7 protein-coding genes and 1 tRNA gene (1 of these 8 cut by a window edge) are annotated in these 25,961 nt (G+C 59.2%); 5 read left to right on the forward strand and 3 right to left on the reverse strand.

Translation table 11 applies throughout. The annotated features are described in order from the left end of the window. On the reverse strand, window positions 1-16,321 hold the beginning of the coding sequence (locus ACILSO_RS01070) for an autotransporter-associated beta strand repeat-containing protein (protein WP_395735497.1). The gene continues 26,297 nt to the left of window position 1, outside the view; 16,321 of the gene's 42,618 nt are visible here — the first part of the coding sequence; it begins with the start codon at window positions 16,319-16,321; the stop codon falls past the left edge of the window. Between the two features lie 436 nt (window positions 16,322-16,757). Further along, window positions 16,758-16,829, reverse strand: a tRNA-Arg gene (locus tag ACILSO_RS01075). Between the two features lie 158 nt (window positions 16,830-16,987). Between ACILSO_RS01075 and ACILSO_RS01080 the strand changes: the two genes are divergently transcribed. From ACILSO_RS01080 to ACILSO_RS01100, 5 genes are all read left to right on the forward strand, one after another. Then, a complete protein-coding gene (locus ACILSO_RS01080) occupies window positions 16,988-18,433 on the forward strand; it encodes a Gfo/Idh/MocA family protein (RefSeq protein ID WP_395735498.1) in 1,446 nt (481 codons plus the stop codon). Between the two features lie 405 nt (window positions 18,434-18,838). Further along, the gene (locus ACILSO_RS01085) at window positions 18,839-22,090 is read left to right on the forward strand and encodes an NACHT domain-containing protein (protein ID WP_395735499.1); all 3,252 of its coding nucleotides are present in this window, start codon (window positions 18,839-18,841) and stop codon (window positions 22,088-22,090) included. A gap of 465 nt (window positions 22,091-22,555) precedes the next feature. Beyond that, window positions 22,556-22,990: a hypothetical protein gene (locus tag ACILSO_RS01090; RefSeq protein WP_395735500.1), complete on the forward strand. Its 435-nt coding sequence runs from the start codon at window positions 22,556-22,558 to the stop codon at window positions 22,988-22,990. A 708-nt stretch (window positions 22,991-23,698) separates the two neighbouring features. Then, on the forward strand, window positions 23,699-24,205 hold the full coding sequence (locus tag ACILSO_RS01095) for a hypothetical protein (protein WP_395735501.1): 507 nt from the start codon (window positions 23,699-23,701) through the stop codon (window positions 24,203-24,205). Between the two features lie 86 nt (window positions 24,206-24,291). Then, on the forward strand, window positions 24,292-24,768 hold the full coding sequence (locus ACILSO_RS01100; RefSeq protein WP_395735502.1) for a hypothetical protein: 477 nt from the start codon (window positions 24,292-24,294) through the stop codon (window positions 24,766-24,768). 415 nt (window positions 24,769-25,183) lie between these two features. Here ACILSO_RS01100 and ACILSO_RS01105 read toward each other — a convergent pair whose 3' ends face one another. Further along, window positions 25,184-25,957 (reverse strand): SDR family NAD(P)-dependent oxidoreductase, encoded by a 774-nt coding sequence (locus ACILSO_RS01105; protein ID WP_395735503.1) that lies wholly within the window; start codon window positions 25,955-25,957, stop codon window positions 25,184-25,186. Window positions 25,958-25,961: the final 4 nt, after the last annotated feature.

The raw sequence follows: 25,961 nt of genomic DNA on the forward strand, positions 1-25,961 counted from the left end.
CCGTGATCACATTCGACCCGACAGTAAGCGTTCCGGTCACGGGCACTGGGCCAAAGGTGGTGGCCAGGGTGGTTCCCGCCAGCACACCCACTCCGGAAGACAAGGTGATGGTCGTCCCTGCCGTGATTGCGGAAATGGTCGTTCCTGCCGGGATGCTTGCGTTGCCAAAAATGGCCTGTCCAACGATGAGTCCCGCAGTGTTGTTCATGGCCGTCACCGCAGTGCTGCCCGCAGTCGTGGTGGCGACCTGCTGGTTGGCAGGTGTCAACGTCAGCGTGCTGGCGCCGGACTTCACCAAGGTCAGGGCACCGCTCGCCCCATTGCCATAGGTTGCCGACACCGTGCCAATGGCGGTGGCTGGCGCAGAAAGAGTGTAGGTCGTGCCGTTGACGATGCTCGCAATCGTTGCACCGGCAGGGATCCCCAATCCACTCACGGCTTCTCCAACATACATTCCCGTGGTGCTGCTCACAGTAACCACATTGGAGCCAATGGTGGTGTTGGAGGCAATGACCTGGTTCGCGTTGTTAACGATCTGGCTGTTGATCGTCAGGGCGGTGTTGTTGTAAGAATACAGTGTGGACGCGGAGTTGGCGGTCGCGCCAGCGGTCAACTGCCCCAGGGTGATGACGCTGGTGCCGGTCGAGGAGAGCAGGCCACCCGTGCCAATCGTCAGCGTGTTCGCCGGAGTCATGGTCACCGTCGAAGCCGCGTTAATCCTCAGGCTGTTGATCGTCCGAGTAGTCACACCCGCAACGCTGGCTGCAATGCTGATGTTATCCGCACCCGCACCTGCGGTCAGAGCGGCTGTGGAATAAGCACCGAACGGATTCGGGAAGGCGCCGACGGGGTTCGCTCCCAAGGCTCCCACACCGATCGCTCCCGTGTTGGCATCCATGGTGCTGCGGTAGGTGGCAAAGTCCGTGCCATTGACGATGGCCCAGCCGCCGATGATGCCATTGGTCAGCGTCGGAGTGCTTGTGATGAGGATCTGGCTGTTGCCCACGGCCAGCTGGCCGCCAAGGCCGAGGGTGCCCGCACCTGCGGTGAAGTTCAGGGTGGAATTGGCACTGGAGGTGAGGCTGGCCAGCGTAAGAACCGCCGAACCACCCACTCCGCGCGTCGCTGTGATGGTGGATGCACCTGCAAGCAGCGAAACCGCGCCCAAGCTCTGCGTGGAATCAGCCCCGCTGAATCCAAGGTATTGCAAAGTACCGCCCTGCAGGGTGATCGGAGCCGCTGCATTGAGCCGGCTGACGTCCGCCAGCGGGTTGTTGGTGCTGTCCAGCACCAGGGTGCCAAAATAGTTCGTCACAGAAGAGGTGGCGGAGAGAGCGCCGCCCTGCTGCAGGGTCAGGTTGCCGCCGCGCAGCACCGTGGCTCCGGTGTAGGTGTTGTTGCTGAGGAAGACGCTGGTGGCATTGCCTGAACGGGTGAAGTTCAGATTGCCAGTGATGGCCCCGGCAAAAGTTCCCGCAGCTGAGGCCGAAGTGAAGGTCGAGGTTGTTGCGGAGGAGTTGGTCACAAAGCCGCCGGTGTTTTGAACGGTGGTGTTGCTGCTGGCAAGGGTGCCGATAGCCTGGTTGGTGCCGTTCAAATCCAAGGTGCCGCCGTTGTTCACGTTCACGGCCTGCACACCGCCGACTCCGCTGACAAAAATGCGGTTGTCACCACCGGAAAGCTTCAAGGTGCCGTTGTTGATGTTCGTGGTGCCGGTGAAGAGCTGGCGGGTGCCTACGACCACGGTGCCTGCACCATCTTTGGTGATGCCACCGCTGCCGGTGATGGCGCTGTTCAGATTCAAGTTCGTGCCAGCACCCGGCGTCCAAAGGAACATGGACGTGCCCGGAGCGGCGAGCACGCCACCATTCAGACCGGTGTTGCCAGCCAGTGCAAGGATACCACCAGAGGTGATGGTGAGAACATCCGCGCCGAGCAAAGGTCCGACCGCCGTGAATCCACCACCGGAATTCAAGGTGATGCTGTTGGTGCTTTGCGCGCCAGCGATCAGGCCGCCGACGCTGGAATGCACCAGGCTGACGTTGTTCGTGGCTGCATACGTGACTGCCTGAGTGAATTCACTGGCCGCCAGAGCTCTGAAGCCTGGTCCGCCGATGGTGTTGGCGCCCGTGGCACCAATGTAGGTCGCGAACGAGGTGCCATTGCCGGTCAGCGAGCCGTCCACCAGGATGTCCGGACGAATGCTCATGGTCAGAGATCCCACCGCACCCCCACCACCGATGCCCGCAGGAAGCGTGGTCAGCGCCACAAAGTTCGTCGTGTTGGCCGCACCAACGGTGCCACCAAGATTGGTGCCGCGCAGCAGCAGGGACGCTCCCGCAGCCACATTCGAAAGAGAACCTGTGTTGAATACGAGCGACTTCGTGGCGTTCGGAGTCAGAGTCATGGTGCTGCCTCCCACCGCCAGAGTGGTGGTGCCACCCGAAGCGGCAGTGATCGCGCCGGTGCCCGCCGTGGCGGCTGCGCTCAGCACAAAAGTGGTTCCATTGGTGATGGAGGCGATCGTGGTGCCCGACGCAATGTTTGGACCGGAAACCACCATGCCCGCAACCAGCCCGGCAGTGCTTCCCACCGTGACCGTGGTGCTCGCCGTCGTGGTGACGCTGCCCAGGCTGACCACGTTGCCGAGGGATTCGGTCGTGTTGACAGAGGCATTGCCGAGAATGTTGAGATTGCCACCAGCAAGCGTCAGCGTGGCGCCCGTGCCTGCCCCAAGGATGGCACCACCGCCGAGACGGCTGTTCACATTGGTCGTGCTGTTATCAAGCGTCAGGGTGCCGCCTTCATTCAGAGTATTGCCCAGGAACGCGCTGCTCGCGCTGCCGCTGTAAACAACGGCTCCCTGATTGACAAGCAGGGTGCCGAGTGAAGTTCCGGATCCTGTGAACGTCAGCGTTCCCGTGCCGAACTTGGTGATGTTCAGCGTGTTGGAGAGACCATCGCTGAAACGTGCAAACGATCCGGAGAATGTGGTGCTGCTGTTGTCGAAACCGACCCCGAGAGCGGCCGCAGTGCCCGATGCATTGGTCACCTGCCCTGAACCCGCAAGGCTGCCGAAGAGCAGCGAAGCTCCGTTCAGGTTCACGCGCCCGCTGGCACCAATGGTCAGCGCGGAAAACACGTCGCCTGAAGAGTTGGCGCCGGACTGCAAGGTGCCTGCGTTCACCACGGTCGCACCTGTATAGGTGTTCATGGTGTTGTACTGCAGCACCCCGGTTCCGAGCTTGGTGACACCCACTCCGGAACCGCGGATCGCGCCGGTGATGGTCAGTGCGGAAACGAACGGAGCCACTTCGGCGCCGTTCACTGTGACCGGGTTCACCGTGAAGGTGCGCGAGCTGGAGCCCAGGCTGAGCCCGCCGGAGATGGTGCTTGAAGTGGTGACGTTCGAGGAGCTTGCCGAGATGTCACCCGTCAGGGTAAGCAGGCCGCCGATGGAACCGCTGGCGTTCAGAGTCGGTGCAGCGCCGCCGTTGTTGTTGAAGATGAACCCGGCAAGCGAATTGGTGCCAAAAAGGTTCAAGGTGCTGGCACCGTTGAGGGTCACCACGTTGCTCGCGGCGATCTGGCCGGAGACGTTGTTCATCGTCACAGTCGCACCACTGATGGTCAGACCACCGGCGGGAAGAACCGTCGTTGCACTGGTGGCGCTCAGGTTGAGCGTGCCCTGATCCACCGTCGTGCCACCGGTATAAGTGTTTGAAAGACCCACCTGCAGCTGCGTGATGATGGCGGTCGTCGCGGCCGAAAGCGTGACGACATTGCCGGAAATGGAAGCAATCGTGGTTCCCGCCGGGATGCCAGCACCACCCACCAGCATGCCAGCCGTCAATCCCGTGGCATCCGGCACCGTCACCGTTGCGCTGCCCGCATTGTTCACCACATTGGTGACGATCCAGGATGGCTGCAACGTCAGCACACTGGCACCGGATTTCACCAGGGCGAGGGAATTGCCAAGGCCGTTGTCGGCGATCACCGAATTGATCGTGATGGTGGCCTGATTGTTATAGGTGATCAGTTCCGTGGTGCCGCTGGTGGCGGTGCCGCCGACGGTCAGAACGCCGGGGAACAGGCCCAGGCCGGAAACACCGATCGTGGAGTTGTTGTTGTTGTTGCTGCGCAGCAGGCCGCCCTGTTCAAGATTCAGCACATAGTTGGATCCCAGGAACCCGACATCCGTGGTCGCACCACCGCTCAGACGGAGCATGCCCGTCGTGGTGTTTGCGAGGATGTTGTAGGTGGAGCTGATGTTGGTGATGTTGCCGCTTGCAAACGCTCCATCATAGCTGCGGAAGCCCACGCTGCCCACAGACCCGATACCGAGCGTGCTGTTGTAAGTGGTGAAATCACCGCTGTTGGCAATGGCCCAAGGCGCAAGAACCGCGTTGTTGGAAACTCCGCCAATCAGGATGCGTGTGCTGCTGCCAAGCTGTCCCGCTGCGCTGAAGTTCACCGTCGCACCCGCAGTGCGGGTAAGTCCAGACAGGGTCAGCTGCGCGGAGTTTACACCTGTACCACCCTGGGTGGCTGTGATCGAGCTGGCGCCTTGGGCAATGCTCACCGATCCCACGGTTTCAGTGGAGTTGGTCTGCGCGCGCCCCAGAAGGGTCAGTGTACCACCACGCAGGGAGATGCCCGCCGCATCGCTCAAACGGTCGGTCATGTCATAGAGCCCCTGATTGTTGATGCTCAGGGTGGCGTAGTTGATGTCGATGGTGGACGTGCCGGTCAGACCGGTGAAAGCCCCCAGATCCTGCAGCGTGGTCGTGTTGTTGTTCAGCAGCAGGTTGCCGGTGAACAGCGCACTGGTGTTGGTGAATGCCAGAGCTCCCGAGCCGCTGCGGGCGAAGGTGAAGGCCCCTTCAAAGGTGCCTGCAAACGTGCGCGCATCCTGGTTGGCCACCAGCGTTCCAGCTGCCGAGATGCCAAGCACGCGGCCCCCGGCTCCGGGCGCCACCGTGTCACTCAGGAGTCCGCTGATGAATTGCGTTTTGCCATTCAAATCAAATGTTCCGCCGTTGAGCACCAGGAAGCTGTTGGGGAAGAGCGCATTATTGGCGCCGAGCTGAATGGTGCCCTGGCCGAGGTTGGTGTTTCCAGAGATCACGTTGCCGGAGAAGCCCGCATAGGCACTGGTGGAATTGGTCAGCAGCAAGGTGCCGTCACCCGCTTTGGTAAGGCCGCCCGTTCCAGCCAGCACGCTGGAAACCGTCACCGTCTTGGCGGCTCCAATCACGTGGAAGATCGAATCAGCACCAGCCGAGGTCAAAACACCCCCGCTGATCGTTGCATTGTCCGTGGCCAGGAAGCCACCGCTCGTATTCGTGAGTGTGACGAGCGGGTTGATGCTCACGCCACCGCCCGTGTTGATGGTCAGCGAGTTGATCGCCGTCCCCGTCACCACCGCCGCCGGTGTGCTGGTCAGCAGCACGTTGGTGCCGCTTGTGAAGGCATTCGTGACCATTTCCGTGCTCGTGTTCAGCGGGCGCAGAATGTTCGAGGCTGCACCATCAGTCGTGGCAAAGCTGGTGCCCAGACCGCTCGCGCTGGCATCCACAATGATGTACTGAAGGATGCCTTTGGTCGTTGTACCGGCTGCTCCGGCGCCCACAAAAGTCGGCGCTGCCGTGAACGCCACGGTTGCCACGCCATTGCCCGCCGCTGTGCCAAGGCCAGTGCCACGGATCAGCGCAGTTCCCTGGTTGGATCGTGCCAGGCTGGCGGCGACCAGATTGGACTGGAAGCCGGCGTTGGCAGTTTCAGTGATGATGCTGTTGCCTCGGCCCAAGGTCAGGGCACCAATCGTTTCGGCCACGGCAGCCGTGGTCGAAGGCGTCAGCGTAAAGCTGCCGCCTTGGAGCGTCACCGGGCGTCCACCAAGGCGGTTGCTGGTGTTGGTCGCGCTGTTGTTGAGGTTGAGTGTGCCGTTGGGATTCACTGTGGCTGCAATCGTGTTGCCCCCGGCAAGCGTGCCGGCTCCGTTCAGGCTCATCGTCCCCTGGAAGACGGTCAGGTTGCTGGTGAAAACAATCGTGTTTGCCGTGGTGATGTTCAGCGTTCCCGCCCCCCACTTCTCAATGCTGAAATACTGGTTCGCAGTGGCCGTGGCCGCAGTGGCGTTGCTGTTGAGGTTGATCGTACCAGCCGCATTAAACACCAGCGCACGTGCCGTGGTGGTGGTGTTGTTGATCGTGCCATTGATGTTGAGCGTGGCGCCTGTGTCAGCACCAATCGCGGAGTCAGCATCCATTCGCACCACACCGGTGGTCGTATTGGTCGTGCCCGCGAGCGCCTGCAGCTGGCCGCCAAAGTTGAGACCACCTCGCGCGACGTTGGTCCCGGAGGTGTTGAGGTTGAGAGCGTTCGAGACGCTCACACCGTTAAGCTGAATGGCCGCTCCGATCTGTCCTGCCACGGTGATGGATCCAGTTCCCAGCGCACTGGCGTTGCTGAGTTTGACCGCTCCCGCATTCACCGTGATTGAGCCCGCGAAATTCTGGCTGCCCGTGATGTCGAGCGTGCCGTTTTCCTGCTTCACGAAGCCGACGGCATTTACCAGGGTGTTCGTGCCGCTGATGGTGAGAGTGCTGCCGTCGGACACTTCCAAAATATTGTTGGCGGCGGTGGCGTTGTTGAAGTTCAGCGTGCGGGCGGTGCTGAAACTGCCTGTGGCGCGCAGTGCGGAGGTGCCGGTGGTGGCATTGATCGTCACCTGATTGGCGGCGTTGCCCAGCTGGTTGTCGGCATTCACGGAGAGCACCCCTTGTCCGATCGTCAGCGTTCCGGTCAAAGAAGCGCTGTTGTTTGCAGTCAGCACCAACGTGCCGGCCCCCGCCTTCGTAAATCCTGCGGTACCAGTCAGTGCACCACTGAGGTACAAGCCTTGGGTCACATTCGAGGCCGTGGCGGAGCCGCCAACGTTGAACGTGGCGCCGGAGTTGACCGTGAAGGCCTGGGAGATCTGCAGACCATAGCCATTCACCGGAGTGAGGTTCAGACCGTCACCAAAACCCGAAGGCGCGGCGAAATTGGTCGCATTGATGATCTTGTTTGCGGCCTGGGAATACGGCACCAGCGCTCCAGAGCGGCCCACCGTGATGTTCGGGAAGCCTGTGAAGGTGATGGCACCGCTGTAGGTCAGCGTCTCTGCAACACCTGAACCGTTGCCATCCATCAGCAGACCGAAGGTGTTGCTGTCGTTCATGGTCAGGGAGCCTGAGTAACCATCCAGGCCGATGTTAAGCGCACCAAGTCCATTCTTCGTGATGGAAGTGACCGATGCAGCATTGGTCAATGACCCCAGGTTCACCGTCAGCAGCGGATGATTGACGCCGATAACCACCGCGCCATTCCGCATGGTGATCGGTCCGTTCAGGGTCAGGGTCGAGGCCGAATTGGTCTGGTTGTAGAACTGCACCCCGGAGGTGATTGCGGAGAAGTTCATGGGGTTTTGCACGGTCTGTGTGCCCGTGGCAACGATCCAGGTGCCATCAGAGGCGGTCAGAGTCCCCTGCCCCAGCGGGCCGGAGAAAACACCGTTGGCGCTCGGCGCTGGATTGCTGCTGGCCGCGAGCAGAAGACCGCCGGCCATCAGATTCACGCCGCCGGTGAAGGTGTTCTGGCCGCTAAGCTGCAGCACGCCATTGCCGGTCTTGTTGAGGCTTCCCGTGCCAATGATGGCGGAGCTGATGTTCAGCGCCGAATTGATGGTGGTGTATGTCTGCCCGGCCGACTGGATCGCCCCGACATTGATTGTGTTTGTCCCGCTGCTCAGAGACAGGAAGCCACCCGCGATGGTCGGCACTGTCAGCGCATTGCTGGTGTTGACCGTGATCGGCGTCGCACTCGTCAGGGCCAGGATGCCACCGGTTGGAATGTTCACGGCCGGGTTGCCGGTGCCGCCGTTGTTGTTAAAGACCAGGCTGTTAAGCGTGTTGGCGACCGCAAAGGCAGTGTTGAAGGTGAGGGTTGAACTGCCGTTCAAGGTCACCGTGTTGGCCGTATTGATCTGGTTGACCGCCGTGTTCACCACCAAGGTCGCCCCGTTCAGAGTCACTCCACCAGCCGGCAGGACCGCTCCCGTGCCGATCAAGTTAAGCGTGCCCTGATTGATGACCGTCCCGCCCGTGTAAGTGTTGTTTGCGGAGAGATTCAAGACACCGCCCCCCGACTTCACCATCATCACGGAATTGCCCGCACCATTGTCTGCAATCACCGAGTTGATGATCATGTTGCTGACACCAGCCGTGAAGGTAATGGCCGTTCCAGCGGCTGTCGCCGGCTGGCTGAGCGTGACCTGCGTGGGGCTGTCCACGGAAACCACATACGCGCCCGAAGGAATGCCTGTGCCTGTGAGGGTCATACCCGGGGCGATTCCCACGGTGGAGTTCATGGTGATGGCCGCCGAACCCAGAGTGGTGGTGCCAAGAACGTAGGAACCGCCGGTGAAAGTCTGGTTGCCAGCCCCCGTGGCGGTGGCCGCATTGCTCACTGTCACCTGGCCGATGCTGTCGATGGACACCACAGTGGTGCCAGCAGGCAAGTTGCCATTGGCGATGGTCATGCCGACCTGAATTCCCTGGGTTGACCCCATGGTGATCACATTGGAGCCGAGTGTGGTTGTACCGGTGGTCGTAAACGTGGGATTGCCCGTGGCATTGTTGTAAACGACCAGTTCACGAACACCGCTTGTTTCGCTTCCGCCTGCAGTAATCACACCGCGGCTCGCCACTGTGCCGATGCTGGTGTCAAAAGTATTGTTGCTGCGCAGGATGCCGCCCAGTTCCAGGTTCAAGACATTGCTTCCGCTGGAGAACGTGATGTTGTTGGTGAAGTTGCCGCTGAGGCGCAGCAACGCAGCCGTGGTGGTGGGACTGGTGAGCGAAGTGGAAAGCGGCACCGTGGAGACCGAGCCCAAGTCGGTGATCTTGCCACTGCCAAAGACAGCGTCATATCCTGCAAAGCCACCGTTGCCCACGATACCGATGCCATTCGTCGTGTTGTAAGCGGCGTAGTCAGTCGTGTTCGCAATCGCCCACCCGCCGAGCACACCCGCAGCGTAAGTGGTCAACGGAGTGCTAAAATAGATGCGGGCGTTGTTTCCAAGGCTGCCCAGGTTCGTGCCGGTAAAGTTGACCGTGGCACCAGCGCTCCGGGTCAGGCTGGCGATGGTGAGATCAGCGGAGACGAAGGCACCCGCCGTGCCAGTTCCACCCGTATTGGAGGAAATCACGTTCGCTCCCTGGGCGGCATTGACAGCTCCAAGGGTTTCAGAAGCAGCATCGTCCACGCGGCCGTTGAAGGTGATCGTGCCTCCGCGCAGGGTGATCCCCGCCGTGTCGCTGATTCGGTTGTTGTTAGTGGTCTGCAGGTTGCTGTTGTTGTTCAGGCTCAGCGTGGAGTAGTTGAGCACCAGGGAGGAGGTGTTCAGAATGGTGGCATCGTTTTCCAAGGCCAGGGCGCCACCCATCATGATGGTCTGTCCGCCATAAGTCTGGGCAGCGGCCAGAGTCAGGGTATTGCCCCCGACACGCACCAAGCTGACATTGGCACCGTCGATCACGCCGGCAAAGTTGGAATTGCCCGCATTCATGTTCGTCACCAGGGTGCCAGCTCCGGTGCTGCTGTTCACCGTTCCTGCGGTGCCGGGCATCGTACCTGCACCCTGCAGCTGCCCCACATACTGTGTCGTACCATTCAGATCGAGTGTGGCGCCAACGGCGATGTTCATCACGCCGCTGCTTGGGTAGATCGTGTTTGTTCCGGCGTTAAGTTTCAGCGTTCCACCCAAAATGTTTGTGGTGCCGCTAAAATACTGCGGTGCCGAAAGCACCAGAGTGCCTCCAAGTGCCGAGGCAAAGCTGCCGGTGCCCGTGATGGCACCGGTCACAGTCAGCGTGGTGCCAGTCTGCACCTGGAAGTAACCAGTGTTGCCAGCGAGAGCAATGTTTGACTGGGCCAGGGTGTTGTCACCGCCCGTGTTGAGCAGACCGCCGCTGCTCAGGGTCAGAGTATTGCCGTTGGCGCTGCCCAGTGTCAGGCCGGAGCCGTTGATCTTGATGGCGTTGACCGTCCGGTTGTTGCTGATGGTCGCACTCGCGGTCAGGTTCATCGTGTCCGTTGCTGCGGCAGTGTTCAGATTGTTGCCGCTGTTGTAAGAGCCGGCAGGCAGTGCCGCCAGACCATTGGCACCGTAGGTGGCAAAATCCGTGCCTCCGATGAAAACTCGGGGAACAACATTGTTGGTCATATTAAGTCCCGTGCTCGTCGTGAAGAGGACTTTGTTGCTGCTGCCCAGGCCGCTGATGCTGCTCAGATCCAGCGTGGAACCGGTGTTGGCGAGGCTGACCGAGGCGAAGGTCAGGGAGTTGGTGCCCGTTCCCGACATCTGAATCGTTCCCATGATCGTGTTGACCGTCACCGCACCCGCGGTTTCCGTGGTGTTGTTGCCGATGAGCTGCAGTGTTCCGCCATTGAAGGTGATGGCGCCGGTGTCAAACAAGCGGTTGTTGTTGTTCGTCACACTGTTGTCGAAGCTCAACGTGGCTCCAGCATTCAAGGCAAAGGTGCCCGCGGTCCAGGCACCAGCGGCCCCGGATAACGTGGTCACCCCACGGCTGGCGGTCAACGCGCCGATGGAATTGTTGGCAGCAGTCAGAGTCAGGGTGCCAGTACCTGCGTATTGCAGCCCCTGTGCGCCGGTGCCAGTGGTCACATTGCCACTGATGACCGTTGCACTGGAACCTGCAATGGTCAGCGTTGCCGCAGCGGAGTTGGTCACGTTGCCTGAAATGGTCAGGATGCCCCCTGAATCGATGTTGTTGAGCAGCAGGCGGTTGCCATTCAGCGTTACCAAGCCCCCAAGTTCGATGTTGTTTGAACCATTGGCTGTCATCGGATCGCCCTGCATGAACACCGCATTGGTGATCTTGCTGGAGCCCGAGAGGTCAAGTGTGGACTGAATAACACCACCATCCCAGGTGAAAGCTCCGGCCGTGCCGCCAAGTGCGCTGGCCTTGTTCAGCACGAGCGTTCCCTGGCCGAGCAAAACACCACCGGTGAAGGTGCTGGCGGAACTGCCACCCAAGGTGAAGCTGGCGCTGTTTGCCAGACGGATATCCAGCTTGAGCAGGTTGGTCCCGTTGTCCGCAATCACCCCGGTTCCAGCGATGACCGTGGAGCCATACCCGCGGAAGTTCAGAATGCGCGTGGCGTTCGCAGTTGCTTCCAGATTGACGATGTTGCCGTTGATCGTGAGCACTGAGCCGTTTTCCAGATTGTTGCTGATCGTCTGGTCGTTGGCACCGGCCTGCTTTTGGAAATTGTTGTTGATGGTGATGTTGTACTGTCCGGCAAAGACATCCGTCGTGTTGTTGTTCATCTGCACCAGCGCGGCGGTCGTCAGGTCGCCACCATAGGCAAAAATGGAACCGTTGCTCAGGTTGATCTGGGACGCGCTGCCAATGCCGTCTGAGGTAAGGCCAAGCGAGCCGCCGCCAGCGGTGATTGCGCCGGTAAAGGTATTTGGGCCGCTCGTAGGATTCAAAACCCAAACGCCACCGTCAGCCTTGGAAACAGCCAGCAAGTTGGCCCCGCTGTTGGTAAGCGAAGCCGTGATCATGTTGGCATCGGTGTTCGTGCCACGCAGCTGAAGCGTGAAAGCCCCGGTGGCACTGTTGGTGATGTTCGTCAGCACCAGCGCCCCGCCGCCGGAGGAGTCAATGGTGTTTGTGCCTGTGCTGCCGGCAAAGGTGATGTTCCTGGTGGTTATTTCACCGCCGCCCACATAAAGCAGGTTGGGAGTGTTGGTCGTTGCACCCATGACGAGGTTGCCCCCTGACACGTTGGTGCCCAGGCTGGAGGAGGTGGCGCCGCTCGCACCAATGGAGCTTACCACCAGGGCACCCACTTGAAGGTTGGTGTTGCCATTGTAGGTGTTCGCGTCTCCCAGGATCAAGTTTCCGCCACCGGTCTTCGTCAGGCCGCCGGTGCCCGTATTGCTGACGATGGTGCCGGAAATAGTGGCAAAGTCCAGGCCGGTGGAACCGTTGTCATCCACCTGGATGGTCCGGTTGCCACCGTTGAGGTCGATGCTGTTGACGATTTCCACATCCGCGAGCGCTGTGGTGGAACTCAAGATCAGCGTGCCGGTGCCGTTGCCGATGCCGCCCGTCCCCCAGGTCAATGTGGATGGAGTCGGATTTCCGCCGATGTTCACTGTGAGTTTGGTCGAAGCGGCGGAAAAACCACCGTTTTGATTCACCGCTGTACCGGCTGCATCGGTCCAGGCCACCTGACCCGCGCCGGTGCCAATACTGCGGGTAAACGTCCCCGAAGTTTGGAACACGCCTCCAGCCAGACGCAAGGCACTGCCGCTGGACAGGCCCGCACCATCCGTGGCCTGCAAAGCACCTGCGGTGATGGTCGTCGGACCGCTGTAGTTGTTCCCTGCGTTGCTCAAAATCCAGAGACCCGCCAGGGACTTGGTCACTGACAGCGCTGAGCTGTCATTCGGGTTGTTGGTCAGCTTGAGCGCTATCTCATTGTCGCCAGTCGAGTTGCCGGTAAGTGTCAGCGTCCGCACTCCATTGCCGGCAAAGCCTACCGATCCTGTATTGCTGAAAACCAGACTGGCGTTGTCCTGGGTGTTCTGCAGGATGTTGCTGCCAAAGGAGCCGGAAGAGTCGATGGTGCCATTCCCCGCCAGGGTGAAGAGTCGGTTGGTGCTCACGGATGGAGTCCCCGTGAGGCTGTAAACCAGCGAGTTGGCGCCTTGGTATTGCAGCGTGCCTCCATTGAAGACGAGGTTCCCCGCCGCATTGCTGGAGGCACCGATGGAGCTCGCCACCCCACCGTTGGCCAGCACATTGGCCTGCAGAATCGCACCGCCACTCAGAATCGTGGCTCCGGTATAGGTGTTCAAGCCCGTAAGCGCCTGCGTACCCGAGGCTCCGTTACGGATCACCGTCATCGTGCCAGATCCATCCGAAATAACGCCCGAAAACACACCGTTGCCCGAGCTCGCGCTGGTGCCAAACTGGATCGCCTGCGCACCTGCCGCGGTGGTCGTGATCGAGCCGGCTCCATTGACGGGCGCCGTAATCAAAGTCGAGATGGAGGTGACCCCCGTGCCAGTGTACGCAGCAGCAACCGCTCCCGCAGCATTCACATCCAAAATGGCATTCTGACGCAGCACATTGACCGTCGAGGGACCCGGAGCCCCCAGCGTCTGGGTGTTGGTGCCAGATGCACGGAGCACTCCTTCATCAATGTTCAGCCCACCGGTGAAAGTGTTTTGACCGCTCAGCACCAAGACGCCGCTGCCCGCCTTCGTCACCTGGCCGCTGCCGTTGGCAAGCGCTGAGGAAATGGTCAGAGTATTGGTGGTCGCCAGCGGGTTAAGGGCTGTTCCAGTTCCGCCAGTAATGATCAGCAGTTCCTGATTCGAACCTGACGTGCCGATGTTGAAGGCACCGCTGATGGTGGATGCTGAACTTGCATTGTCCTGCAGGATGGCACCCATCGTGGCAGCAGCCGTGGAGGTGATGTTCAGGTCGCCCCCCAGGGTCAGATTTCCGCCGGTAATGCGGATCGAGTTCGCCGCCACCCCGTTGGTGGTGGTGTTGTTGGCGCTCATCAAATAATTGCCAGTGGCAGACCCCGTTGCTGTTGGCAGCGCAGTGGCCGCCCCCAAGGCTGCGATGTTGGAAGCGGCCCCCGGCGTTGCCACAAAATCGATCGCGCCGGTGGTGGGATTCGTGATGTAAGTGCCGCTGACCATGCCACTCGACACGGCCGTCGGAACGGCTGCGAACTGAATGCCCCCGACTGTCGTCGGCTGGAAATTCACCACCGCACCCGCGCTGCGTGCCGTGTAGGAGCCAAAACTGAGCGTTGGCGTGCCGCCGTTCGCTGTGATTTTGACGATGCCAAGGCCGGCATTCGGTGTGAGCGCTCCCAAGGATTCCGTGAGAGTAGTGCCGGAACGTCCCTGATACTCAAACGTACCGCCCGCAAATCCATTGCCAGTCAGCGTGTCAGCGGCGAAAATGAGCTGGCCAGCAGAGTTGATCAGATCCGAACCATTGCCGCTCGCAGCCGTCGGGCGGAAGGTCAAGGTGCCACCTGACACCGTGACATTGCCGGTGAAGTTGGTAGCCGCACCAATGGTAAGCGTGGTGCCACTGGCGACCGCCGTGCTGATATTGTTGCTGATGGTGAAGGTGGTGCTGCTGGTGATCGCGGTGATCACCGAACCACCAGGAACGTTGGTGCCCGTGACAGTCTGGCCGACAGTGAGGCCTGCGGTGCTCGCCACCGTGAGAGTCGTGGAGTTGGTTGCGCTGGCCGCCGTGGTGGCGGGAGAACTGGCCACGTTGTAGGTGGAGGCAGCGGGATCATAGAGCCAGTTGCCCGAGCCGATCTTGACCAGCGAGGTGGCGCCACTGCTGCTCTGGATCACACCTGCGATCTCATTGGCCAGGGTGTTCGAGCCGCCGAGAATCAAGTTCTTTGCACCCGCCCCCGCCGCACTGATGCTGCTGGTAAGCACCAGCGCCGAGGGAGAGGCCCCTTGCTGGTTGGCCAGGATGACCCCGGCTCCCGTCGTGCCAGCCAGGTTGATTTCCTTGGCGGTGGTTTCTCCCGAGCCGATATAATTGAGCGTTCCCGTCACAGTGGTGGCACCCAGGTTGAGCGCGCCACCGGCCACACCTCCCAGGCTGCCGCCCGAGGCGCCCCCGATGCTTTTCACCGCCAGAGTACCGGCGTTCACAAAGGTGCTGCCCGCATAGCTGGAGGCATTCCCCTGAATGGTCAGGAGACTCTGCCCACCCTTCGAGAAACTCACCGGCCCGGTGCCAGTCTGCAAAATGCTCCCAGTAAGCACCGACTCGCCGTTGCCGTTCCACGCAAATGCTCTCGCAGTGGTTTCATTCAGTCGGTTGATGCTGGCGTTCAAGGTCAGAATGCCGTCGCTGGAATTGGCCAGCGTCAGCGTGCCACCATTGGCCCAGTTCATGACACCGGAGACGCCTTGAAAGGTCGCATTGTAGCCGTCACGTCCATTCAGGGTAAAGTTGGCGTTCGCATCGAGCGAGAGGATGCCAAAATTAACGGTCTTGTTAAGACCGGAACCATTCAGGCCGCGGCTGAGAAAGATGCTGTTGGCATTACCGCGAACCGCCACATTGCGGGTGTCAAAGTTGGGGGTGTCGGTACGGATTTCCAATCCCAAGGTTGAGGAACTCGTATTCAAATCGACTGCGCGCAGCGAATTGCTTAAACCCAGGACAGCGTTGTCAGTCACACGCACCGTTCCGGTGTCAATGCGCAACGTCTGACCAAAGGCATTGGCTGTGTTCTGCAGCCAGAGCGTGCTGACGATCGTCGTGCCAGTCTTGATGAACCGGTCCTGTGTGTTGTTGTCAAAGCCGGTGATCTGGCCCGAGACAATCACGTTGCCGTTGCCATAGATGATGTTGCCCGCCCCTAAACCCAGCTGCACCCCGCCCGAAATCGTGGTGATGCCGGAGGTCGCGAGCACACGGCCTTCCGAACCGGTGCTGCCAAAGATCAGGTCCCCGGCGATGGTGTTGTTGCCCACGCTGATCAAACCACCGCTGGCATTCGCGGCCTGAGGACCACGACCTGTGATGCTGATCTCACGATTGATCGTCATGCCCGCTCCGACTGCATTTCCCATCAAAACAAGACTGCCGCCGCTGAAACCAGGATTGCCGGTGTTGGCGATGCCGTTCACCGAGATGGCCTTGGTCCCGGTCCCCAGCTGGGCCTGGTTGGTGATCACCAGGTTGCCGCCATTGATCACGATATCTCCCGAAATGGTGTTGTTGCTGTTGGTCAGCTGCAGCGTTCCATTGCCAGTCTTGGTGAAGCCTGAGGTGCCCGCAAGCAGCACATCCATCGTCGCCCGGTTAAAGCTCGCCACATTGATCACCGGCGAATTCGAGCCCAAGGGTGCGATGAGGGTGAGTGTGTTGTTCACTGGATCTCCTCCACCGTCGATTCGATAAGCATCCCGGCCAAAGACGAGACCGCCCGCTGTGATCGCCTCGTTCAAGCTGACCAGTCCCGATGGCGCAGTGGTGAAGTTGGCGATGTCGCCGCCATTGGTCCAGGTGGCCGTCCCGCTGTTCCAGGTGCCTGTGATGGTGTCCCAAGGACCATCAAATCCATCGTAAAAGAGCACTGCCCCCCGGGCGGAGACAGGCATCCACATGACCATTAGGCAGAGCATGAACCATCCGATGATTGAGCGGTGGCGGCGTAATGTATTCATAAGTAAAAAAAATGGGTGGATCAACGCACGGGACTGAAGCCACAAACGCAGCGAAGCATTTGCGCGCTCCTTCGGGTAAAGGACGCGGCAAATGCTTTCTTTGTTTGAGAGCAGACTGTGGTTGGTAACATCTAAAGGTAGTCTTTGTATGAAAACACAATGAACCCTTACGCGCCAACGCATTTTTCTTCTTTTGGAAAAAAAATATAACTCATTGATTGCCAATGATGTGAATAACTTCACCGGGTCATTTAATCGGTAAGCTTTTGCCTTAAACGAATAGGCGCAAAATAGGCCTGCGACTCAGTGTTTTGTAGCTTTTAGCACGACAAATTGACCCAAATGGGCGTTCACCCCCCCCCCGCGCCGCATCCCTCTAATCCTTTCACCCATTTAAATTTTTTTTCGCCCGCCCCCCAATTCTTTTAAAACCTCGTATCCCCGACAGGAATCGAACCTGTATCTAGAGTTTAGGAAACCCTCGTTCTATCCATTGAACTACGGGGACAAACGGATACCCGGCATGTTTTCACCGGATCAGACCAGCATTCAACAGCGGAATGAAGCTTGCAAGGGGATGCAACATCTTCTTTGCTTCCACGTTCCCCTGCGACTGCGGCATCCCCATGCTGCCAAGAGTTCCGCATTCACACCAACCCGCCCTTCATGAGCACCCCCGCCCTCTCCCGCCGCCGCTTCCTCACCACCTCTGCCGGTCTCGCCGCCAGCGCCTTTACAGGCCCCAATCTTCTCCTCCGCGGCCAGGACGCCTCGGCCAAGCGCCTGAACCTGGTCCAGATTGGCGCCAATGGGAAAGGGCTGGCAGATACTGGCATGGTGACGCTGAATCACAACATCGTCGCCATGGTGGATGTGGACACCAAGCGCCTCGATGAAGCCGCCAAGAAGCGCGAGAAGCACCACCTCGACTCCAGCCAGCCCGCCCCTCCCGCGCCGAAGCTGTATCAGGACTTCCGCAAGATGTTCGATGAGATGTCGAACCAGATCGACGGGGTCATCGTTTCGACCCCGGACCATACCCACTACCTGGCGGCGATGCATGCGATCAAGCATGGGAAGCATGTCTGTGTGCAGAAGCCGCTGTGCAACTACATCTCAGAAGTGAGAGACCTTCACCGGGCTGCCAAGGAGGCGAAAATTGTGACCCAGATGGGCAACCAAGGGCGTACGATGGAAGGACAGCGCATGGCGAAAGAGTGGATTGAGCAGGGTGCCATTGGCACCCTGAAGGAAATCCGCCTGTGGACGAACCGGCCGATCTGGCCTCAGGGGCCTATCAAGAAGAAGCTGGTGGAGTGTCCGGCCAATCTAGACTGGGACCTCTGGCTGTCCTGTGAGCCGTCTGAGCCTTACTTTGAGTTCGATCTGGACCCGGTGACTGCCAAGAAGAAGCAGCGCTCCCCGGGTCCGGCGCCGTTCAACTGGCGTGGCTGGTGGCAGTTTGGCTCGGGTGCGCTGGGGGACATGGGGTGCCATATCATGGACTCGAGCTTCAGCATTCTGGGCCAGTTGATTCCGGAGAAGATCGAGGCGGAAAGTGGTCCCATCTCGGACCTTAATGCGCCGATGTGGAGCAAGCTGGTGTATCACATGCCTGCGGGCAAGCACCCTGCCCTGACGGTTTCGTGGCACGATGGGGAGAAAGATGGTGTGCCGAACAAGCCGGAGCGCCACCCGGACATTCCCGAGGAGACCTTCAAGAAGGCGACGAGCGGCATGATGTTCATCGGCACGGATGGCGTTGTGTTTGAAGGAGATGCGTACTGCAAGAGCCCGATCATCTATCCTCTGGAGAAGTACAAGCAGGTCCGTGAGGACATGAAGTCTGGCAAGATCAAGCAGACGGAGACGCGTAGCGTGATGCCGGACAATCCACAGGGCGAGTGGGCGCACCACATCGTGAATGGCGGCCTGCCTTCCTCCAATTTCGACTACTCGGCCCCGCTCACGGAGTTCGTTCTCCTGGGGAATCTGGCGATCCGCGCCCAGCAGACGGTGCAGTGGGACAAGTCGGCGATGAAGGTGACGAATGTGGAGGCTCCGAACAAGTTCATCACCCGTCCGTCTTATCGGGCTGGGTGGAAGGCCTGATCGGACCTGTCAGCACCTCGAACGACCTCAGCGGCAGCAGGGCAACCTGCTGCCGCTTTTTTGTGCGTAGGGCACCTTGGGGGCTGTTGAGAGGAAGTGGAGGAAGCCGTTTTTGGGTGATTTGGAGCGTCGTTTGGAGGGGAGTTGTGTGTCGGATTCGGCAAAAAAGGGGCCGTTTGAGGGATCGATTTTGAGGAAGTTTGGGGAACGCTTTTGGCGATTGTGTGTGTCGGATTCGGCAAAAGAGGGGGCCGAAGGGATGCGAGGTTTGGTGATTGCAGAACAGTTGGATTGGGCTTGGGGCCATCGGAGCTTCCGTTTTGGGAAGACGCCGAGGACAAGTTCTAAGGGTAGCTTGAAAAAGTCTGGTAGCTGATTTGCTGACCTATGCTCCTTTCAGCCCATATGAATCCGCTCGAAGATACACACACTCGAATGATTGTCACGGGCACCACTCTTGCAGTGCAGGCAGGGCTGAGTGCTGCCTCGGTCATGTTGAACCTTCCTCCGAGCGCGACCTTAGGCTTGTCAAATGTCGTCTTGGGTGCCCTAAGCGGGCTGGCGGGTAATTCGTTGGTTACGGACCTCCATGACAAACTCAATCGCCCAGTCCCAGATCTTGATGCACGGAGGTGGAATCACGATCTGCTGAAAGCGAGTGCGCTGGCGGTTAGCGACATCATCAAGGGGCAGGCATCAGAGTTTAACGCAGCCACCGAAGCAGCGGTGATCAAGCTCGCCGAAAGCGCCGCCAGTTACTACGACAAGATTGATGATGACATGCCCATGTCGGTGATCACGGAAGATGAGGTTAAAGAATCCTTGGCAAAGGGAAGCGCGTTTCAACAAGAGCAGGCTGGTTCACCATCGCTGTGGACAGCATTCTTACATCAAGTCATCCAGGCTTTCGACAGCCTGCCAGCGATCAATCAAACCGTGCTCGATGCTTTGGGTGGCGAAATCGCGCGCCGGTTTCATCGGCAGCTCTTTGAAGTGCTGAAATTCGATTTCGACGCGGAGCGCTCGCGCATACACGGTCGAGCCTTTGCTTCCATCACGTTGAAACTGCTCATGCGTTGCGCGGAGAACGATAAGCAACTGAGCGACATGGTCCAGACGCTTGATGCGGCGAATTGTGAAAACCACCAACTAACACACGAGAACCAGGCGCGCCTTGAAGCAGGACAGCAAGCAGGCAATGAAATGCTTGCTACCACCCTCGCCCGTCATGATCCCATCATGACTTACTGCGCAGAGTTACAGCGCGTCTTCGAGGTCCATGAAAACCTTGGCCTGCCGCCACCTGGAAACCCGGAGGAAAAAGACGAACCGCTGCGCATTCGGCAGCTTTTCGTCAGCCCTACATGCACAGAGCGGTATTTCACTCCTAACGACTTTGATACCTCATTACGGGAGGAGCAAAATCCCGCCAATCCATTGCTTCCGCTACTAGTAAAAGACAAGAGGGTCGTCCTACTGGCAGATCCAGGCATGGGCAAATCGACCTTGGTACAGTGGCTCATCAGCAGCCTAGCCGGGCAGTTGCTTGACCCCGAGATCAGCACACCCTTTCCCAAAGCAATACCGCTGCCCTTCATCCTACGAGATCTCGTGTCCTTGCTCCCGAAGGATCATCACAATTGGGACTGGCCAGCCTTGTTAAAAGCATTCAAGGAATACAAACCCGGCCGCACCGCTGCCGCGGCTCTAGCTGCGCCGTTGGTCAATGACAAGGTTGCCTTCGCTACGCTGCTTAACTCGGAGAATGCTTTCTTCCTCATTGATGGTCTCGATGAGATTGGTGATCCCGAGCGACGAAGGGCAATGCGCAAAAGTTTGTGGCAAGGGTTCGGTGCACATCCTCAGGCACGGTTCCTCGTTACCTCGCGAATCGTTGGGTATGATGAGGCACAAGTCGATGTGCGTCACGCTGTGCTTTCAGACTTGGAGGAACAGCAAATTGGCGGCGAAAAGCATTTGGCGCTAATCAACCCAGATGGCGGCATGGATGTAACCAGCCGCGGAGATGCCGAGCGTTACCCTTTTGAGTTGCCTCGATCCCGAGTGCCTAATGCAAACGTTACTGAACATCTTGCCACGCTTTTCTACTTAGCCCCCTTCGATGACACCCAGCAGGACATTTTTGCCCGAAACTGGTATCTGCCTCGCCTCGGCGCGACTGCGGGCATAGAGCGGGCGGCGAACTTCATGGAAGCGGTGCGGCGGCATTCTTCCACGCAAGTGATCGGCCGTGTGCCGAATCTCCTCTATCTCTTGGCTCTGCTATACCGACACAAGGCGCACCTGCCCGACGGTCGAGCGCAGGTGTATGCCGCCATATCGGATGCGTATCTAGAGGGCATCACTCTGGCGCGACAGCTTCAGCATCAGCCAGGACTCTCGGTACCCTACACGCTCCAGGAAAAAGAGAGTTTTCTAGCCACCATCGCCATGCACATGCAAGTGCGACGCGGGGAACTAGCAAGTAAAGCAGAAAGGTATAACGAAAAACACGAGGGCGAGGTGCTGGCTACAAGCGCGGAGTTGCGCCAGTGGCTAGCCAGGAGTTTCAAGGGAGCGCAAAAAAAACAGGATTGTGCTGCGGTGGATGAATTCGTCCAGTTTGTTGCCCGCCGCGCCGGCCTGCTGCTGCCCCGTGGTGAGGGGGTTTTCGCCTTTGCGCATCTTTCCTTTCAGGAATACTACGCCGCCCGGCATCTGAAGGCAGAGTTCAGCCGCCTCAGCTTCGGCAGCGATGACCCTGAGAGCTTACCTGTGGAAGCGATTCAGGCCAGCTATGAGAAGCTCATCAAGTGGTCGCGCGGAAACACATGGCGGGAGGTCTTCATCTTTCTGGTGGAGAGCCAGAAGGAGGATGTCCATATCACCTGGGCGCTAGTGCAGAAAATCTTTCTTACAGACGCAGCAAATGAGGAAGAAAAGGAACCCGACCTAAACGACAAGTTACAACGTTGCCTGCCTCTCCCCGCCGCCGAGCTGCTTGCCAGTCTTTCGATCAACCGCGATGTGAGTCTTCACGACAGCCACCGGCAAAGGATCTGGAACAGTCTCTGGCAGGCCTATTTGCGCTGGCCGTTCAACCATGAATTATGGCACAACTGGCTTATTGCCCCCGTGTTGCTGAGAGCTACACCTTACCAGTCGCAGGTGGTTCAAGCCTTGGTCGATCAGGCTGCAAGCTCGACACATCTTTGCCTGCAACGATGCTCCCAACTCACCGATTTCACATTTCTCACCCGCCTGCCTCAGCTGCTTTCCCTCGACCTTTGTGATTGTTCTGAGCTGCCTAATTTAGAGTCGTTGCCATTATCCTTGCGGTCACTAAGCCTCATACGCTGCACAAAGATAACGAGCTTGGAACTGCTGCGTGGCTTGCGCTTGGAGCAGCTTTTCATCGCGGATTGCCATCGGATCACGGATTTAGAACCACTAATCGCCATGCCCTTGCAATCGCTTTCACTCTTTGGCTGCGAGGACGTGACGAACCTAGAGCCGCTGCGTGGGCTGCCCCTGCGGTCACTTGACCTTACCGGTTGCGCCAAAGTGACTGAAGAGGAAGTTGCGGCGCTGAAGCAGACTTTGCCGGACTGCAATATTATCAAAATAGAAGAAATAGGTGCGTTGAGAGAAGTGTGATCACATACGGGTTCACGACGTGCATCTCTGTCACCGGACGTCACGATGCTGGTGCGGCCAGCGATGCGCCTCACCTTACATATATTAACGGCGTCGCGGTCAATGGAATAGTAGTGGCCGGTGACGAAGCAGGCTTCGTCACTGTAGAGGTTGGGAGGGCGGTTTCGTCGGCTTGGGCATGCGACCGATAGGCTGGTCTTCGCGGAGATTTTGGCGAGACAGTCCTCTGGAAGTGTGGACTGGCATTTTATACCACAGACAGTTAAAAACAGGTCTCGGCCTGTCCAGCAGGAGCTTGCACCAACACAAGACGCCGGGTGATTGCGCAGCGTTGAGAGATCAAGATGATCCCTCTCCTCCAAGGCATCCGCGAAGCGAAGCTCTGGCAGGAGCGGGACCATCTTGGTCCCGCAACCCTTCGCAAAGGCTGCCATTTTCATTCATACCCGCAGCCTCAGCAGCAGGTTGAACGTCCAGACCTGTTTTCAACTGCTCATGGTATTACACGACAATTTCGGTTTACGGTTTTCGGGGGAGTTTGATATGCTCGATTCGGCTTTCAGCCGTGCTATGAAAATCATCCATCCGGAACTGCTGCGGGAGACGCTGGCGAGCCAGGGGGCCAGTGTGAAGTTTTTGCTGAGCGATACGACGGTGGTGTTTTTTCCGCTGGCGGTGCAGCACAGGGACTGCAAATCGCATGGCCTGAGTTACGAAGATGATTACAAGGGGAATGCGCTGGCGGGGTTGGTGACTGCGGAAGGGGCGCAGATTCGGTATCACCAAGCATACTCGGATGAGCGGGTGCGAGCGATCTGGTTGCGGCTGAGGAGGCTGCCGGAGTTTGCGGATGCGAGGCTGGGGAGGGTGAGCTATCAGGGGCGGTGGGTGATTGCTTGAGGGGAGCTCAACGTTGAATGGTGGGGTGGCCGGGACGAAGGACGCAGAATGCTCCCAGATGCGGCGGAGCTTTCTGCAAGCGCCCATTCTTCGCTAAAGCTATGAAGGACAAGCTGCTGGTTAGCTGTGGATGCGACGAAGTGCTGGGTTTGCTTCCCGAATTGCTTGCGGTAACCCAGGGCTGCACTCGCCGAGGCTCGTTTGCCCTGGGCTCTATTATGCCGCCCCTTTGGGGCTGAGAAGAGAGCGAGACGGTTTTGTGGCAGAGGGGAGTCTTGTGTTTTTGCGGAGCGCTGCGGGCTCGGAGGCCCGCGCTCCGGGGGCGTCTGTCGGAGTGAGGGTGAGTTGTGGCGTGCGGATGTCCTCGCAGTCGGGCGGTTTGGCGGGGGATGTCATGGAGCATGGCAATGACTTCGACGCCAAACACGGCCGACCTACGAACGGAGTGCCCATTCTTCGCTGAAGCTTCGAAGGGCGGGCTGGGGAGGTGCGGGGCGTTGTGCGGGCGCGGGGTGCTGCGGCATCGGAGTGCCGCGCTCCCAGGGGGGCTTTGCGCGTGAAGGCTGGGGTGGGGGAGGTGGGAGTGTTGTGGGAGGGCGGGGCTCTGCGGCATCGGAGCGCCGCGGTCCCAGGGGAGAGCCAAAGCTTTAGATGCTGTGATTCAAAAAGCGGTGGCCAAGATTTGGGAATGCTTGTTTGATGAGAGGCATGAACATTGAGGAGTTGAATCGTATTTTGGCTAAAATTCAGGATTCGGGCTGTCTGGACCATGAGGAGATGCAGAGGCAGGAAGGGATGCTGCATGGATGGCAGGCGCTGCTGGAGATTGATCAACTGGACCGTCAATGGGAGGCTGATCTGAAGCAGCACGTTTACCGGGTGGCCAAGCTAGGGAAGCCGCATGTGCCCACGATCAGTGACACGGTGGCTTATGGTGTGTTTGGAATTCTTTCCTTCGCCCTGGGCGTTTTCTTTGTGGTGCAGACGAACGCGGGCGTGGCACCTAGCCCGCTGGGTTACTGGACTGCGGTGGGCGGCTTCGTGGTGGCTTGTGTGCTTTTTTTCTGGACGGTGACCAGCTTTCAAAGCGGCAAGAAGTATCGGCCGCTGCTGCAGGCTTATTCAACGGCTCGAAGCCTGCAGCTGCAACAGCTGGCGGCTGCGCAGCGTCCGGGTGCACGCATCTGCCTTAAGTGTCTGCAATGCACGGAGTAGCGGTCTCTGAACTGAACACGACGCGGGACTGAACGCCTGAGAGAAACACGAGAAATTGCGAATTGAACTGAATTGAATCGAACACCATGGATCCCATCCAAAATCAGATCGTCGAAAAGGTCCGCATGTCTGGCTGCCTGAGCGGGGAGGAACTGCATGCTTTTCAATCGTGGTCGGAGCATTGGGAATCGCGCTCGCTGGTTCATCAGTGGGACAGCTACTGGACGGGCGAGGTTCCCAAACACATCCTGCGGGTGAAAACGAATGGGGTTGTGACTTACCATCTGCCCACTTCGGGGCATTCAAAAGCCACCGTTGTGTTTGGAGTGCTGGCGATCGTGGCGGGGCTGACGTGCGTGCCTTTGGTGCCGCTGGGCCTTGTGGCGGTGGTGCTCGGCATTCTCGTGATCTTCAAGTCGAAGAAAGAGAAGGGCGGATGGGAGGCCTACAAGGGCGTGCGTGAGGCCTATACGAATGGCCGCCGTGCGGCGCTGGAGTTGCTGCCGACTGAGCTGCAGCCGGCGAACCGGGTGTGCCTGCGGTGTGTGAAGGTGATTGAGTGAGGGGGACGCTGTAAGGTGTGTGGGCGTGTGGCGGCGTTTTGTGCAGACGCTGCTGGCAAGCGATGGATGCGGCGGAGTGGTGGGTTTGCTTCCCGATGTGCTTGCGGCAACCCAGGGCGGCACTCGCCGAGGCTCGTTTTGCCTTGGGCTCTATTATGCCGCCCCTTTGGGGCTGAGGATAGCGCGACGAACGCGATTGGAGCGTTTTGATTGTCTCATGGCCGAATGGAGCTGCGGCAGATGAGCTAGGGGAAGCTGGCGCAGGTTGTGGTCCGCATGGTTCTCTGTGCGGTTTCCAGTGTGTACGAAATCCCAGATGCCGCTCAGGGACTGAGCGGACTACTATGCTGGCGCACTCGCGAGGCGCTGTGGGGATTTCACTCCACCAACCGGCTGCATGTTTGATTGGAATGCTTTAGCGGAGATTGACGGCGCCGCCGTCGATGGGGTAGCTGCTGCCGGTGACGAAGGAGGCTTCGTCGCTGCAGAGGTAGAGGGCAAGGGCGGCGATTTCTTCGGGCTTGGCCATGCGGCCGATGGGCTGGGCTTCGCTGAGCTTTTGGAACATTTCGGCTTCCTGGCCGGGGTAGGTTTTGGCGAGGTAGCCGTCGACAAAGGGGGTGTGGACGCGGGCGGGGGCGATGCAGTTGCAGCGGATGCCCTGCTTGATGAAGTCTTTGGCGATGGAGTAGGTCATCATGAGGACGGCGCCTTTGGTCATGGAGTAGGCGAAGCGGTCGGCGAGGCCCATCTGTGCGGCGATGGAGCACATGTTGAGGATGACGCCTTTGTTGTTCGGGGTCATGTGGGCGAGGGCGGCCTGGGCGCAGGCGTGGACGCCTTTGATATTGACGCGGTGGAGGCGGTCCATGTCTTCCTCGGTGGTGGTGGCGGCGGTGCCGATGTGGGCAATGCCGGCGTTGTTGACGAGGATGTCGATCTTGCCGTGGGTCCTGGCGACGTCGTCGAAGAGGGCTTTGACTTCGGCGTAGTTGCCGACATCACAGGCGGAGCCGCGGGCGCTGCCGCCGGCGGCCTTGATCTGATCGACGGTGCTCTGGGCGGCCTCCTGCTTCAGGTCCAGGACTTCCACATGCGCTCCCTGCTTGGCAAAAAGAATGGCAATGGCCTGGCCGATGCCGGAGCCGGCTCCGGTGATGATGACGGTTTTATTGGCGAGTGAAAACATGAGC

The organism is Prosthecobacter sp., from assembly GCF_044226605.1.
GTDB lineage: Bacteria > Verrucomicrobiota > Verrucomicrobiia > Verrucomicrobiales > Verrucomicrobiaceae > Prosthecobacter.

Bases quoted from the DNA above. Each gene is read 5' to 3' on its own strand.
- ACILSO_RS01080 (WP_395735498.1), top strand. From the start codon at position 16,988: ATGAGCACCCCCGCCCTCTCCCGCCGCCGCTTCCTCACCACCTCTGCC.
- ACILSO_RS01085 (WP_395735499.1), top strand. From the start codon at position 18,839: ATGAATCCGCTCGAAGATACACACACTCGAATGATTGTCACGGGCACC.
- ACILSO_RS01095 (WP_395735501.1), top strand. From the start codon at position 23,699: ATGAACATTGAGGAGTTGAATCGTATTTTGGCTAAAATTCAGGATTCG.
- ACILSO_RS01100 (WP_395735502.1), top strand. From the start codon at position 24,292: ATGGATCCCATCCAAAATCAGATCGTCGAAAAGGTCCGCATGTCTGGC.
- ACILSO_RS01105 (WP_395735503.1), bottom strand. From the start codon at position 25,957: ATGTTTTCACTCGCCAATAAAACCGTCATCATCACCGGAGCCGGCTCC.